Raw genomic sequence first — 16,296 nt, forward strand, 5'->3', positions numbered from 1 at the left:
TTTTTAGTATAGTTTAATCATCAAATACAGCGTACTTGTACATATAGTTTTTTCTAGGTGCAACTACATCACCCATAAGCAGTGATACCATCTTTTCTGCTTTTGCAGCATCTTCTATGGTAATCTGTTGAAGGGTTCTAGTTTCAGGATTTAATGTTGTTTCCCAAAGCTGATCTGGATTCATTTCTCCAAGTCCTTTATATCTTTGTATTAAAGCACCTTTTCCTACTTGTTTTTTTTCTTTTTCTAATTCTTCATCACTATAAGCATATCTAACAATTTCCTTGTTCTTATTCTGTTTATATACCTTATATAGAGGAGGAAGTGCTATATAAAGATGACCATTAGATATTATCTGTCTCATATATCTATATATATAAGTCATCCATAGAGTTCTTATATGATATCCATCTACATCAGCATCTGACATTATTATTATTTTATCATATTTAAGATCTTGTTCTTTATAATTTTGAAGAACCCCTGTACCTATTGCAGTATTGAATATTTTCAACTCTTCACTCCCAAGTACATTTTCTAACTTTTGTTTTTCAGTATTCATTATTTTACCTTTAGAAGGCATTATAGTTTGAAATCTTCTATCTCTAGCTTGTTTAGCAGATCCACCAGCTGAATCTCCCTCAACAACTATGAATTCACAAAAAGAAGAATCTTTTAGTGTACAAACCGCTATTTTTCCAGCAAGTGGAGCAGTTCCCTTACCTATTTTTTTCTTTTCAGCTTCATTTATTTTTTTTATTTTTTCACGCCTTGCAGCTGCATCTATAGCATTATTAATAATCGAACTAGCTGTGTCCTTGTTATCTTCTATCCATTCAGAAAACTTGGTATAAGCTAAATCATTCATCATTGTGTAAGCTTCAGTATTACCAAGCTTTGTTTTTGTTTGTCCTTCAAATATAGGATTAGTTATTTTTATTCTGACTATAGCAGTCATTCCTTCTCTTAAATCGTCACCTTCAAACTCTTTATCTTTTTCTTTTAATAGATTTAGTTTTTTAGTCCACTCTTTAAAAGCTCTTGTCATCCCGGCTTTAAATCCACTTTCATGAGTTCCTGATTCTGTAGTCGGAATATTATTTACATAACTTGCTATATACTCTGTTGTAGAATCTGTAAATTGAACACAAACTTCGCTGTACATGCTAATACCATTTACTTCTCTTTCTCCTTCAAAAAGTATTGGTGGCGTATGCAGCGCTGTTTTACTCTCATTTAAATATTCTATAAAATCTAAAAGACCTCTTTCTGAATGGTATTCCTTTTCTACCACTTCATCTTCTCTTTTATCGATAATTTTTAGTGTTATACCTTTATTTTGAAAAGCCAATTCTTGAAGCCTTTCATCTATTACATCAAACTTAAATTCTGTATTAGAAAATATATCTTTATCTGGTAAAAATGTCACCTTTGTTCCAGTTTCTTTTGTATCGCCTACTACCTTTAGTGCAGTCACTGGCGTACCTGGCATCTCTCTTTTTAAAGACTTATCATAGGCATATTCAAACCTTTGGGTATATATATGTCCATTTTGCTTTATTTCAACTACTATCCATTTTGAAAGTGCATTAACTACTGCAGCACCAACACCATGAAGTCCTCCAGAAGTTTTATAAACATCATTATTAAACTTACCACCTGTATGAAGTTCAGTAAATACCATTTCTACACCAGACTTTTTCTTCACCGGATGTATTCCCGTAGGTATTCCTCTACCATTATCTATAATAGTTACACTTTTATCTTTATTTAAAATTACTATAGCCTTATCTCCAAAGCCATTGGATATTTCATCTATAGAATTATCTAAAATTTCCCATATACAATGATGAAGTCCTTTACTTCCCGTAGAACCTATATACATACCAGGTCTTACCCTAACTGGTTCTAATTTTTCTAGAGAAGTCAATGCAGTGACATCATAAACCTGTACTTTTTCCTCTCTCTGTTCCATTCGTATCCTCCATAATTTTATTCTTAATAGTATACATTTTATCAAAAACTCAAAATAAAAACAAATGTTCTTATTTATTTTACAAAACTCATATATTGACTTATTATACAACAGCATTTTTGTTTTAACAACAGTGGCCATACACTAAATTCCATTTTTTACATAATACTTGTCAAGACACCTCGAAGCAACTTGATTCATTGTAAACATAGTATGACACAATATTAAAGAACAATGAAAGTTTAAAATACAAACTTTCATTGCTCTTTAATATTGTGTCGCAATACACTTAAATTTCTATATTATATTTTTTTATCTTACTATATAAGGTATTTCTTCTTATCCCTAATGCTTCTGCTGAATGAGTAATATTCCCTTTAAATTTCTTTAACACTTTAATCAGATGTTCCTTCTCTGCAAAATCCAATTTTAGTGAATCCTCACTAATATTTATCAATACCTCATTATAGCAGTTTCCCTTTTGGAAGTAACCTGCAGGGATAGATTCAGTATTTATAATTAATTCAACAACATTTTCCAATTCTCTTATATTACCTGGCCAGCTATAGCTAATAATTTCTTTCAACCATTCCTCTGATATAGAAGGTTCTTTCTTCTCTAATCTTTTTGATATATTTTTAATCAAATATCTAATAATAAGAGGTATATCACCCTTTCTTTCTCTTAAAGGAGGTAAAAATAGTGGTAATACATTAAGTCTATAATATAGATCCTTTCTAAACCTTCCAAGTTCCACCTCTTTTTTTAAATCTCTATTTGTAGCAGCTATTATTCTTACATCTACAGGTATAGACCTTGAACTTCCAATCCTTGTTATTACACCTTCTTGTACAACTCTTAAAAGTTTTGTTTGCATATCAAGAGGCATTTCTCCTATTTCATCTAGCATTATAGTTCCACCATCTGCTAGTTCAAATTTTCCACGATTACCACCTTTTTTAGCACCTGTAAAAGCACCTTCATCATATCCAAAAAGTTCAGATTCTATAAGCTGCTTTGGAATTGCTCCACAGTTTAAGGCTATAAAAGGTCCATCGACTCTGCTGCTGTAATTATGAATAGATTGTGCAAATACCTCTTTCCCAGTTCCACTTTCTCCCATTATAAGTATAGTTGATTTGCTATCAGAAATTTTCTTAGCATATTCTACAACCTTCATAAAATTCTCATCTTGTCCAATTACCTTGTCAAAAGTATAATAAGCCTGACCATCATTTTTCTTCTTTATTTTTTTAGTTTCTTCAAAAACATATACTACTTCAATATCATCCTCTTCACAATTATATATTGAACTAACCATTAAATTACATCTAAAGTTGTTTCTCAATGTCCTTATATTTACTTCTCGTGAAAAACTTTCACCTAAGTATATAGCATTTTTTATTTCACTCCAGTTTTCTATAAGTTGATTCATTTCGTATGCCTTTAATTTATTGATACTATTACTGCCAAACATATCTAATGCCTTATTGTTACAAATTTTTATTTTTCCATTCATATCAGATGTTATTATAGCAACAGGAATAGAATTAAATATATTTTTTACATGCTTATTATTTATATTCTGAATTCTATTATATTCTTTTACCTTCAACATCTCTTCTATAGCATTAGATGCTGCTATAACCATTCCTAATGTATGTGAATGTACACATTCAATATATCCAGTAAGATTTAAAACTCCTATAAGTTGTCCATGACTATCTTTTATAGGTGCTGCCGAACAAGTCCAATTATGATATGCTTTTATAAAATGATCTTTTCCTGAAACTTGAATTGGCTTTCTGCTATTTATAACCATACTCATAGCATTAGTTCCAATATTTTCTTCATTCATAAAAGCCCCAGGCAGCATTTTTAAAGAAAATGCTTTTGAAAGTATCTTTTCATCACCTATAGCATTTAATATACATCCTTCCCCATCTGTAAGAAGCATAAAAAAATTAAATCCTTTTACAAAATTAATTAGTTGTTCCATATATGGTGCTGCAGTTACTATTAAATTCCTGTTATCCGTAAATTTCTTCTGCAATTCTCCATGAGATATAATTTTTTTACTATAAACTTGATGTAAATCAATGCTAAATCTTTCACATCTCTCATGCGAAAGTTCTATATCTGACTTAGAAGTAAGTATATTCATTATAACCCCTCCATTATAACTATAATAACTGTCTCCACTTCCATTTTTCATTTTCTATATCCCAAGAAAATTCATTTATGCAGCCATAGTTTTGGTCTATATCAAACATACGTTTTAACGGCAATGATAAAATGGTGCTTATTATTACTCTGTTCACTCCTGCATGAGCAATTATAAGTATGTTTCCATGCGTATTTTTTATAATGGATTCCAAAACATGTTTAACCCTTTCTCTAACATCATTAAAACTTTCTCCACCTTCAGGTGTAAAACTATCTATATTTCTTCCTCTTTCTTTAAATTGCTCTGGGAAATAATTTTTTATATGATTAAAAGTCTTCCCTTCCCATTTTCCCATATTTATTTCTATCAATTCTTTAGCAAAAACTTTTTCAACATTTCTATCTTCTAAAATTATATTTGCAGTTTCAACACATCTTGTTAATGGACTTAAATATGCCTTTTCTAAATGTATGTTAGAAAAAAATTTTTTAATTTTTTTTGCTTGTAGAACTCCTTCTGCATTTAGTGGTATATCTGTAATTCCAATATATCTTTTCTCACTACCCATATTTATTTTTCCATGTCTTATTAAATAAATTTTTCTATTCATAAATAAAACTTTTCCCCTGTTAGCTTTTCTATCTTTCGTTGAATTTTTTCAGCTTCATTAAACCTTTTTTTAACTCTCTTTAAAGCTTGGGGATTACATTGGAACTTTATTGAATATTCAGAAAACCTTTCCTGAAGTTCTACATATTTATCCTCTTTTACGAGTTTATCTGCTAAATATAATATTTCATTTTCCGTAATTCCACTATTTTCATGTGTTTCAATATCCATATGAGTTGATATTATCTTTCCAACATGTTCATAGCCTAAATCTTTTAATATTTTTCCTCCTACTTCAGCATGATCTTTTTCATTTCTAGCTAGATCATGTAAAAGGGCTGAAGCTCTCATGACATTTTTATTGAAATTACATTCTATTTCGTTTAATTTTCCCAAAATTTTCAAAGAAATCTTCGATACTTCCTCACAATGTCTTATTACATTATAAGGTACACCATATAATCTTAAAATGCAATAACATTCTTCTATAGCTGGCGAATTAAATTTAAAATATTCTTGTAATTTTTCATAATCTTCTTTAGTATCCATATCCATCAATATACTTTTATCAAAAACTGGAACATCTGTAGAATCTTCCTTATATCTTTCTAATATACTCTTTAATCCACCTTCTCCATTACTATTTATTATTGGCTCATTATATTTACAACTTATAAGAGGTGGATGACCTAATTCACTATTAAAACTAGGGTATATAATTCCTTTGTCACATTCCAAATATTTATTTTTTAAGCTTTGCATTGTATGTGATTTAACAAGTGGTATATCCACAGGCAGCATGAAAAATCCATTAATTTCACTATCTAAAGCTTTTACACCTGTTACTATAGAAGAAAACATGCCTTCAGAGTAATTTTCATTTTTTACACATTTAACTTTTGAATTCTTTAAGGTTTCTATTATTTCATTCGCTCTATGCCCTACTACTACTATAATATTATTAATTCCTGAAGCTTTAAAAGTATTAACAACATTTTCTACTGCAGTATATTCTCCAAATTTCAAAAGGGGTTTAAACCCCTTCATTCTGGAAGAATATCCTGCAGATATAATTATAGCTCCAAAATTATCTTCTTTCATTAAGCGGCTCTCTTTTAACTTTAATTAATTCTGCAACAATACTTACTGCTATTTCTTCAGGAGTTTGAGCAAATATAGAAACACCTATAGGACTATACACTTTTTTTAAATCCTCTGAAGTATATCCTTCGCTTAAAAGACTATTATAAACAAATTCTCTCTTTTTCCTACTTCCTATCATCCCTATATATTTAGCATCAGTTCTTAATACCTGTGATAATACATCTTTATCATATGCGTGTCCTCTTGTGACTATTATAATATAACTATTATTATTCACTTTTATATGTTGTAGAATATTTTCAAATGAAGAAATTACTTTTACTTCTTCAACAGTTTTAAATCTTTCTCTATTTGCAAATTCATCTCTATCATCTATAACAACAGTTTTGAAATCCAACATGTTAGTTATCTGTGCAATTTTTTGTGATACATGTCCAGCTCCTATTATATACACAATTTCATTATTTAAAATAGGTTCTATTAAATACTGTTCTCCTTCTAAATTAACGTTTTTCATAGCAATATTCTTAAAATCTTCTCTTATTCTCCTACATATTAACTGAACTGTGTTATCTTCTTCTCCATAAAATGATGATTCACCACAAATCCATTTATCTATTTTCCTTACACTGATATCTTCTTTAGGTATTTTAGTTATAACTGCAAAATTATCACCCTTCACTTTAATTTGAAATGCACTTTTATATATATCCACCATTTTACTATCATTATAATCTACATATTCTAAAAGCAGTTTAACATTTCCTCCACAAGCTGCTCCTAATGCTGCAGCTCCTTCATTAGTTAACGAAAAACTTTTAACCATGGAAAATCCATCTTGAAAAACCTTTGAAGATAATTTTATAGCCATAGCCTCAAATATACCTCCACCTATAGTACCTACAATTGAAAAATCTCTTTTTATAATCATCTTTGCCCCTTCTTCTCTAGGTGCAGATCCATGCTTTTCTAAAATAGTGGCTAATACAAAATCTTCCTTACTTTCTAAAAGCTCAATCATAGATTCATATATGTCTTTCATAGTCACCCATCCCTCCTGCAATCACATATTTTACGCTTTATCATACTGTTCTTAACCTGAGCTGTTTCTTTCAAGTATCTTATAGAAACATCTAAATTCTTTTTATTTGCTGACACAAGTTCTTTTATACTGCCTTCAAGTATCTGTTTTATTTTATAAAAATCTTCTTCTTTTTTTACAGCAATATATACACATATTAAATTTCCCTCTTGGACATAGACTTTGTAATTTATTACCTCTTCATAAGATAAAATTAGTTCATCTAAGTCTCTCATATATATAAATTCACTATCTCCTACTTCAAATCTATTTTCTATTCTCCCAAGAGATCTGCTCATAGTTTTTAAAAAAGTGCCACAAGCACAACTATCTATATTAAAACGTGCCAGATCTCCAGTTCTATATCTTATCAAAGGCATTCCTTCTCTTGTAAGTGTAGTAAATACTATCTCTCCATATTCTCCATCTTTTACTACCTCACCTGTATAAGGATCTACTATTTCGAAATACAAGTCATTCTCTCTCATATGATACCCATTTAGAGCTTCACACTCTACTCCACCGCCATAACCCATTTCTGTCATGCCATAATGTGTAAAAACCTTGCATTGAAATTTACTTGTAATTTCTGTTATCAAAGTTTCTGGTACATAATCAGTACTTAAAAGAATTTTTCTTATATTATTTTTAAAGGTTTCACTTTCTATCCTTGAAAAATGAAGAACTTGTGTTGGGATTCCCACTATACAAGTTATTTTTCTATTTTTTATAAACTCTGCAGCATCTTTTAAATCTGAGAGTATTCCATATACATAACACCCTATATTTATTTCATCTAAAGCCTTTTTTAGCAAATCACCTATACTACCATAACTATTACCAGGCAAAAGAACAAGTACTCTATCATTTTCATTTACTAGAGATCTCATTCCATACTTAAAAAATTCAACTGTAAGCTTTAAATCATTTTCAGTAAAATATATTCTTTTTTCTTCTCCACTTGTTCCTGAACTTTTTAATGTAACTATTCTAGAAATTTCTCTTTGAGGTACACATAAAAACTTATTAGAAAATTCTCTTATATATTCAGGTAGTGTAAAAGAAATTTTCTGAAAATGTTTAAATGATTTTATATCAGCTTCATCAATATCTTTCAAATATTCACTATAAAATTCACTATATTTTTTTACATACTTTATAACTTTCTTTATTTTACTCAACTGATATTCTTCTAGATCCGCTCTAGTTTTTTCTTTTATCTCTGTTTCGCTTACTATCCACGTTTCAAGCGGTGTCAACTTCATTTTGCATCCTCCATATTAACCTTGCAATTTCTATAAATGTAACTTCCATTTGCATCTGTAATATTATACATACAAAATGGTATAAGTTTCCCTTCACTGTTCACTACATGAATACAACAATCTTTAACTCTTTCTAAATCTACATTCCACACATCTTGAAAAGCCATACCAGATATACTAAAGGAATAATTTCTTATACTATACAATATTTCATCCCAGCTGCTTACTTTATTAGATTTTATTTTTACATTTGAATCAGATGCTTTTCTAAAAGACCAGTTTCGTGAGACAAACTCCTTTGCCTTTTTTGCGCCTTCTTCTGCCTTTTCATTTGTACAACAGCAGCTACTTTTATTATTTGTAACATTTATTAATTCACTTTTATTTTTATATATATAATTACCATGAAAAGAACATAATGCATTTTCACAACCTGGTGGTTTCATACTATCAAGTTTAACCTTACCCTCTGTCTGCTTTTCTATATTTTCTATAATTTCAGGAAGTGTAATCCTTTCTTCATCCTTAGGAATAGCTGGTACCCTACCAAAATAACTTACAGGTTGAAAATGCACCCCTCTTACTGTAGGTATATTGTTCAAAGCAAAATTTATGATTTCTCCTATATTATCCACATTTACTTCAGGAACTACAGTAGGTACCAATACTACACCTATATCATACTTTTTACAGTTTTCTATTGCCTTTATTTTTATATCTAAAAGTTCTGATCCCCTTAATTTTTTATATATTAAATTATTTGTACCATCAAACTGCAAAAATATTGAACTAAGTCCCGATTCTTTTAACTTCTTAGTATACTCCTCATCTTGTGCCATACGTATGCCATTAGTATTTAATTGTATGAATTTAAAGCCTAAATTTATTCCTAGCTCTATTATTTCAGGCAAATCATCCCTTAATGTAGGTTCGCCTCCTGACAGCTGTATATTACATGCACCAGAAGCCTCTAATACTCTCTCATACATAAATTTTATTTTTTCTATAGAAATGTCTTTTTCCTTATCTTTATAAGAATCTGCAAAACAAAATTTGCATTTTAAATTACATCTTTCAGTTATCTCTATTAAAGCTGTACAAGTATGCTGCCTATGTTCGCTGCAAAGACCACAGTCAAAAGGGCATCCCTTTTCAACCTTAGTATAAGGCTTTTTTATATAAGCTCTTTCTTTATTCCTAATCCAGCTTTCCATTGGAATACTTCCCTTCCACAAAATAGTTTTAAAACTACCGTGGTCTGAACAGTGCTTTTCCATGTAAACTTTATTACCCTCTAAAACCTTTTCTGCTTCTATTTTTTTTAAACAAACGGGACATAGACTTTCTGTTCTAGAAATTACATTTTTCATATATCTTCACGATCTCCAAATTCATAACCATATTTAAATATTATCTGCTGAACTTTTTCATAGCTTTTTATTAGTATGTCCCCACATTTTACAGGATAACTTACATTTCCATTGTCATCAGTTATTTTTTGTATTCCTATTATGTCCCTACATTCTGTACTTTCAAATTCCTCTTCAAACCAATCTATATATTCACTTAACATAGCTTGAAAATTTTCTTTACGATACTCTGTAGCCTCTCCCTTTCCAGCATAAAGTCCTATGACAGCTATGCCTCCAGTTAAAACGCCACAGGTTTTGTTATCAGCTCCTATTCCTCCACAAAGTCCATTTAGAGCTCTTATTAAATCTGTATTTTCTTTTTCTTCATCCTCTAGTGCTAATTTAAGCATTATTTGAGTGCAGCAAAAGCCGCTGGAAGCCAATTTATATATACGAAAAGCAGTATCATTCACAACATTCATCCACCTTTCTTGCTATCATTATAAAATACCCCGGTTTACAATTTTTTAACAAATTTTGAAATTCATTACCATCTATAGAGCATTGTGCAGCCTTATTCCAGAATACACTCATGGAACCATAAGAAAATATAGTTTTAACCATGAGTGCCTTTAACATATCGCTGCAATCTTCTAAAAGCATTATTTCAAAGCCAGCTTTTTCTATGTTTTCTCTAAGCAATTTTAAATTATGCAAACTTCTCATACAGCTGTTAACTGAAATTCCCTGAAGTTCATCTATGAATTCAGGTTTTTTAGCATACACATCTGTGGAAACAAACCATCCTCCAATTTTTAATACCCTAAATACTTCACTTATGACACCATCTAAATTTTCCATAAGAGAAAGTGTACATTCCGCAAAAACTCCATTAAACTTTTCATTTTCAAAAGGAATTTCTTCTCCTCTTCCTCTTACAAAATTTAAATGTCCATAATTTTTTTTCCCTATATCTATTAATTTTTCAGAAGGATCTATACCTACAGCCTTTATATTATATTTTTCATAAAGGTGATTTAATGTAGCCCCCATACCACATCCTAAATCCATTACAGAATCATTTGAAGAAAATTTACAAAACTCTACTGCTTTATCTGTAAGCGTAAATCCACCAGGCCTTAAAGTTGCACCTGTAATATTCCTCATATGTTCACTTTCATATGCATTACAGCAATTTGTCATTTATCCTCCAGCCCCTTTTCAACTTCAAGCATTTTTCCTAAAGCTAAATCTTCATTTATAATTACCATTTTGCATTCAGGACACTGCATAAGCTCTACTTCAAAATTTCCTCCAAGATAGCGAACTTTTACTTGTTTAAGTTCTAATTCCTTATTGCACTTATCACAAATCCATGGAGTTTTTTCGTCTTTATTAATCTTCATAATTATTCCTCCACTACTTCCATTCTGTGACTATAAACACTTTTAACTAAAATTTCATCTTCATTCTTTTCATATTCTATCCAATAAGTCACATTAATAATTCTAAGTCTACATAAATAATGTGAATTTTGTGGATTAAAAAATCTTTCTTTATTTCTTTCAGCATTATCCACTGCTTTTTCTACATCCTCAATCAAAATCAATCTATTTTCCATTTGATTTTGCACATCTTCAGGTATAGTCAATTTTAAATTATAGTCTTTTGCTAAATCATTTACTTCTTCATTCCATATTTCTTTTAACAGCTTTCTTTTAACAAGCATTCTATTTTCATGTCTGCTCGAAAGAGTTGGCATTTTTCTTGAAGCAGCTTTTTCCAAATCATCACTATAAATTAAATCTAAAATATGAAAAGTTTTCTTACCTTCATCTATAAATAAATCCTTACACATAGAACAATAAACTAAGTAATCTAAATCTCCCTCTTCTATTCTATCTTTAGCAAACTCTTTAGCATGTTCTTTATTAGCAAAGTATACAAGTCCTCCATAGCCACAGCATTTAGTCTTTTCCTTTGAAAATTTTAATTCTTCTACCTTGTGTCCTAAGGAATTTGCTATATTTCTTATGCTATCTTGAATTTTTTTATTATATCTAGTAGTACATGCATCGTGAACATTTAATACCAAATTTTCTTTTTCTTTATTATCAGTTGGAATTCCTTTTTCCTGCATAACTTCCCATAGAGAAATAAAACTTATATCTGGCATATATTTTTCAAATATACTACAGCAGCTGGAGCAAGCCAAAATAAAAGTTGGTTTTTCCATACTGTTCCATTTTTCTCTTATGGCTTCTATATTTTTTTGCATTAAATCCTGTCTTCCTGCCCAATCAGCCGGTGCACCGCAGCAACCTAACATAATGCCAACACCTTCTTCTAAATTGCTCATAAGATATTTATATATTTTATCAATGTACTCTGGAGATGAAGCAGGAAGTTGACATCCTGGATAAAACATGTATTTTACCTTTTCATAACCAGGCTGGCTTTTTACCATAGAAAAATAATTGCTGTTACTAAACTCCATATCCTTTAATGCAAAATCATGAGCAGATACAGGCATTTTTTCCCTTTGCACCATACTTTCTCTAGTTTCTTGTATTATATCTTTTACATTTAAGCTTGAAGGACAGGCTTCCTTACAAAGTCCACAAAGAGTACAGGAATTTATCATTTTGTTGGCATAGTGATCACCTAATATTATAGATTCATTATGGTTTATCACCCTTATATAACTTTTAGGCTTAATATCATATTTTTGCAAATGAGTACAAACTTTTACACACTCTTTACATTGACATTTTATACATCTGCCTGCTTCTTTAATGGCTTCCTGTTCGTTATATTCTAAAGAAGTTTTTTTAATTGCTTCTACACTTTCTATATCATCTAATTTAATTCTTAAGGATGTTTCATAAGCACCTTCATTTTCCCTTGATACTGTAAGAGAAATTTTTTGTATATATCTATCCATGGATACTACAGCTCTTCTTGCAGAACTTATAGAAAATATAACTGAATCGTTTTTATTGGCAATTCTACCACCTGCAAATAGAGGAGTATCTTCTACTTGAAAAGTTTCCATATCTATGTTTAAAGCTTTTTCCCAAGAACCAGTTCCTATATAAACTGCATCATACATACTTAATATTTTCTCTATTTCTACTGGATCTACTGGATGATTTAAATTCATTTTTATATTTCCTTTATTTACTACCTTTAACTCTTCTTCTATAATCTCTTTTGAAAGTTGTTCTCCTTGAAAATCCCAAAGCCTTCCGCCTATTTTATCACTTTTTTCATATACAGTAACTTCATAACCTTTTCTATCTAAATCAAAAGCAGCTGTAATACCACTTATACCTGCACCCACTACTGCAACCTTTTTCCCATTCTTAGGAATTGGAATAACTCTCTTATTAGAAGAAAAGCCTAGTTTCACTACGGCTTTTTCAAGTTCATGTATATTTATAGATCCACCTAATTTGCTTCTTACACAAGCATTTTCACAAGGATGATCACATATATTACCTATTATTCTTATAAAAGGAACCTTTTTTGCCATAATCTTATAAGCTTTTTTAAAATCTGATTTTTCTATTTCCTCTATAAAGTTTTTTACATTCATGTGCAGGGGGCAAGCTGCTACACAAGCTGAAGGTCTATCTTCAATACATAAGTCCTGCTTGCTCAATAATTTATTTAAATCCATAAAATTCTTTCCCCTCCTTTAAATGAAAAGGAATCAGAAACTTTAAAGAGGTACGTGGCACTTAAAACATAGGATTTAATCGTTTCTGATTCCTTTAGGGAGTCAATTTTAATTATATTTTACTATTTTTTTAATTCTTCAAGTGCTGCTAAAACTTTTTCTGGACGTGCAGGTAATTTTGTTATTTGCGCTCCAGTAGCATCATAAATTGCATTTATTATAGAAGCATGAGGCGCTGACAATGGCATTTCACCACTACCTGAAGCACCATATGGTCCAAGTGGTCTTGGAGTTTCTTGGTAAATTATTTCTATATGATCAGGTACATCTTTTACTTGTGGTATTCCACAAGCTGTAAGTGTAACATGTTTCTTTAAGTCTTCAAAATCTTCGCTTAAAGCAAGACCTATACCTTGAGCTAATCCACCATACATTTGACCATCACATACTAACTTATTTACTATAGTTCCAATATCAGCCGCTAAAGTAAGTTTTTCTACTTTAACTTTTCCTGTAGTAGTATCAACTTCTACCTCTGACAATAGAACACCATACATATAAGTTGGGAATGGATTTCCTTGACCAGTTGCTGGATCTGGAGCTGTACAAGGTGCTGTCCATTTTCCATCATATTTTAACTCTTTACCTGCAGCTACCATTTCATCATAAGTCATGTAAGTACCATCAGATTTTTTCATAGCTGCTAATAAATTTTCACAGGCAACTCTAGTAGCATTTCCTGTTAAAACGTTAGAACGGCTTCCACCTGAAGGACCGCTGTCTGGAGTAAATTCCATATCATTCATAAGTAATTTAATTTGTTCTGGAGCTATTCCTATTGGTCTTAAAGTTTCATGAGCTAAAGTTAAAGTTCCCATATCAGCTCCTTGGCCATGATCCTGCCAAGAGTTTCCTATAGTAACTCCTTCTTTAGTTAATTCTGCCCATGCATTTGAAGTATCTGGACCATCAAGACCGCAACCATAAATCAATAAAGAAGTTCCTACTCCATATTTCATATTTCCGCCCTTAGCATTTTTTTCTGCAGCTTTTTCTTTAGCAGTTTTATAATGAGGTCTTATTTTTTCAATCAAACCTGGAAGTGCAATTACATCTGGATCACAACCAGTAGGAGTCTTATCTCCTTCTCTATAAACATTCTTATATCTTAATTCAAGAGGATCTACTCCCATTTTTTTAGCTAATTTATCTACCAAAACTTCTGAAGCAAATAAACTTTGTGGTGAACCGTATCCTCTAAATGCTGAACCCCAAGCATGGTTTGTAGCAACAGTTCTTCCTTCTCCTCTTATATTTTCAATATTATATCCTGCACCCATAAATTGTGAACCTCTTGTAGTTACAAGATCACCAAATTCACAATATGGACCATGATCACAAGACCAATCAGTTTCTAATGCTTTAAATTTACCATCCTTATCAGCACCTAATTTAAGATGCATAAAGAAAGGTGATCTCTTTCCAGTATAAGTAATTTGTTGATACATGTTAAATTCTAAGTATACAACTCTCTTTGTTAATAATGCAGCTACTCCTAGAAGTCCTTCCATAGTTGGACTAAATTTATATCCAAAAGTACCTCCAGTAGGATTTTGAACTATCTTTAAGTCATCTAGTGGAACACCTATACCATCTGCTACCATTGCAGCGTGGATGTGTAATCCTATACTCTTTGAATGTACAATTAACTTTCCATTTTCATTAATATACGCAAATCCAACATCTGGTTCTAATGGAAGATGTGGTTGTCTTCCTACATATGAATCATCTTCAACTACATATTCTAGTGAATCCATTAAAGGCTCTGTATCTTCGCCTTTTATAGTCCCACATTCAAAATAAATATTTGGTGTTCCAGGGTGAATTTCCATTGCATCTTCAGCCATAGCTGCTGGTGCACTCATATATGCTGGAAGTTCTTCTATTTCAACTTTTACTTTTGCTGCAGCTGCTTCTGCTTGACATGGTGTATCTGCAAGTACCATAGCTATTGCATCACCAAATTGGAAAACCTTTTTATCACATAATATAGGTCTTTCCAATCCATCACCTTTATTTGTAGGGAAAGCCAATCCGTTTATTCTATTTGTACCAGGTACATCTTTATATGTTAAAACTCTGAAAACTCCAGGCATTTTTTCCGCTTCTGAAGTATCTATAGACAATATATTTGCATGAGATACTGTAGCTTGCACTAGTTTAATGTGTAATGTATCTTCTGGAAGCTTTAATCCTAAATCTGCTCCAAAATCCCAAGTACCTGTTACTTTTGCAAGAGCAGAAGGACGTATAGCATCTGAACCTAATAAGCTTTCTCCCTTTGGAAGCTTATACCATAGTTCTTCTTTTGTTACTTCACCGCGCATTAATCTTGCTGCTTCCATAACAGCATCAACTAATGGTACATATCCTGTACATCTACATACATTTCTATTTTTTTGGAACCAAGCTCTAACATCTTCTCTTGTTGGATTGCTATTGTGTTCAAGTAATACTTTAGCTGAAACTATAAATCCTGGAGTACAGTAACCACATTGTGCTGCGCCATGTATCATCCAAGCTAATTGCAGTGGATGAAGATGATTGTGATCTCCAACTCCTTCTATTGTTGTAATTTCTGCCTCATCACGAACTCTTTTAATTTTAGTTATACAAGACCTTACAACTTTACCATCTAAAATTACAGAACAGGCACCACATTCTCCTTTTCTACATCCAACTTTAGTTCCAGTAAGAAATGTTTGTTTTCTTAAAACATCTGCCAAAGATGTCTCTGGATCTGCTATAATAGTTCTTTTAACACCATTAACAATCAAATACTTTTTTAACATACTGTACCTCCCTAATTTTTGTTTAACAATAAAAAAATTTTACTTACTTGTTAACTATTATTAGCAATATCCATGCCACAAATTCAATTTATTTAATTTACTGAGTTTTCAATTAACTTATTTTTTTTTGCTCATTTTTTGCACAAAATCCTTTAAAAAATATTGTTCATTTTTCGAACACAGTTCATTTTTTGAGCATTTCTTAACCA

12 protein-coding genes are annotated in these 16,296 nt (G+C 30.9%); all 12 read right to left on the minus strand.

Going from position 1 to position 16,296, the window contains the following annotated elements:
* Positions 1 to 13: 13 nt before the first annotated feature.
* A complete protein-coding gene (locus EG57_RS0208045; protein ID WP_032076725.1) occupies positions 14 to 1,975 on the minus strand; it encodes a DNA gyrase/topoisomerase IV subunit B in 1,962 nt (653 codons plus the stop codon).
* A gap of 289 nt (positions 1,976 to 2,264) precedes the next feature.
* Positions 2,265 to 4,139 (minus strand): sigma-54-dependent Fis family transcriptional regulator, encoded by a 1,875-nt coding sequence (locus tag EG57_RS0208050; RefSeq protein ID WP_032076796.1) that lies wholly within the window; start codon positions 4,137 to 4,139, stop codon positions 2,265 to 2,267.
* 19 nt (positions 4,140 to 4,158) lie between these two features.
* The gene (gene cobC, locus EG57_RS0208055; protein WP_032076726.1) at positions 4,159 to 4,752 is read right to left on the minus strand and encodes an alpha-ribazole phosphatase; all 594 of its coding nucleotides are present in this window, start codon (positions 4,750 to 4,752) and stop codon (positions 4,159 to 4,161) included.
* Positions 4,749 to 5,852, minus strand: a complete 1,104-nt coding sequence (locus tag EG57_RS0208060; RefSeq protein ID WP_032076727.1) for a DVU_1551 family NTP transferase — start codon at positions 5,850 to 5,852, stop codon at positions 4,749 to 4,751. The genes cobC and EG57_RS0208060 overlap by 4 nt, the downstream gene beginning before the upstream one ends.
* Complete coding sequence (locus EG57_RS0208065; protein WP_032076728.1) at positions 5,839 to 6,897, minus strand: XdhC family aldehyde oxidoreductase maturation factor; 1,059 nt, start codon at positions 6,895 to 6,897, stop codon at positions 5,839 to 5,841. The genes EG57_RS0208060 and EG57_RS0208065 overlap by 14 nt, the downstream gene beginning before the upstream one ends.
* A gap of 2 nt (positions 6,898 to 6,899) precedes the next feature.
* The gene (locus EG57_RS0208070; protein WP_032076729.1) at positions 6,900 to 8,201 is read right to left on the minus strand and encodes a DVU_1553 family AMP-dependent CoA ligase; all 1,302 of its coding nucleotides are present in this window, start codon (positions 8,199 to 8,201) and stop codon (positions 6,900 to 6,902) included.
* Positions 8,198 to 9,571, minus strand: a complete 1,374-nt coding sequence (gene trsS / locus EG57_RS0208075) for a radical SAM (seleno)protein TrsS (RefSeq protein ID WP_032076730.1) — start codon at positions 9,569 to 9,571, stop codon at positions 8,198 to 8,200. The genes EG57_RS0208070 and trsS overlap by 4 nt, the downstream gene beginning before the upstream one ends.
* Positions 9,568 to 10,026, minus strand: a complete 459-nt coding sequence (locus tag EG57_RS0208080) for a DVU_1555 family C-GCAxxG-C-C protein (RefSeq protein ID WP_029162570.1) — start codon at positions 10,024 to 10,026, stop codon at positions 9,568 to 9,570. Before EG57_RS0208080 ends, trsS begins: the two co-directional genes overlap by 4 nt.
* Positions 10,019 to 10,756: a DVU_1556 family methyltransferase gene (gene trsM / locus EG57_RS0208085; RefSeq protein ID WP_032076731.1), complete on the minus strand. Its 738-nt coding sequence runs from the start codon at positions 10,754 to 10,756 to the stop codon at positions 10,019 to 10,021. Before trsM ends, EG57_RS0208080 begins: the two co-directional genes overlap by 8 nt.
* On the minus strand, positions 10,753 to 10,959 hold the full coding sequence (locus EG57_RS0208090; protein ID WP_007062578.1) for a DVU_1557 family redox protein: 207 nt from the start codon (positions 10,957 to 10,959) through the stop codon (positions 10,753 to 10,755). Before EG57_RS0208090 ends, trsM begins: the two co-directional genes overlap by 4 nt.
* A gap of 2 nt (positions 10,960 to 10,961) precedes the next feature.
* Positions 10,962 to 13,235: a pyridine nucleotide-disulfide oxidoreductase/dicluster-binding protein gene (locus EG57_RS0208095; RefSeq protein WP_032076732.1), complete on the minus strand. Its 2,274-nt coding sequence runs from the start codon at positions 13,233 to 13,235 to the stop codon at positions 10,962 to 10,964.
* 122 nt (positions 13,236 to 13,357) lie between these two features.
* Positions 13,358 to 16,087, minus strand: coding sequence for a molybdopterin-dependent aldehyde oxidoreductase (locus EG57_RS0208100; RefSeq protein ID WP_032076733.1), 2,730 nt, complete (start codon positions 16,085 to 16,087; stop codon positions 13,358 to 13,360).
* Positions 16,088 to 16,296: the final 209 nt, after the last annotated feature.

Source organism: Clostridium drakei, from assembly GCF_000633595.2.
Lineage (GTDB): Bacteria > Bacillota > Clostridia > Clostridiales > Clostridiaceae > Clostridium_AM > Clostridium_AM drakei.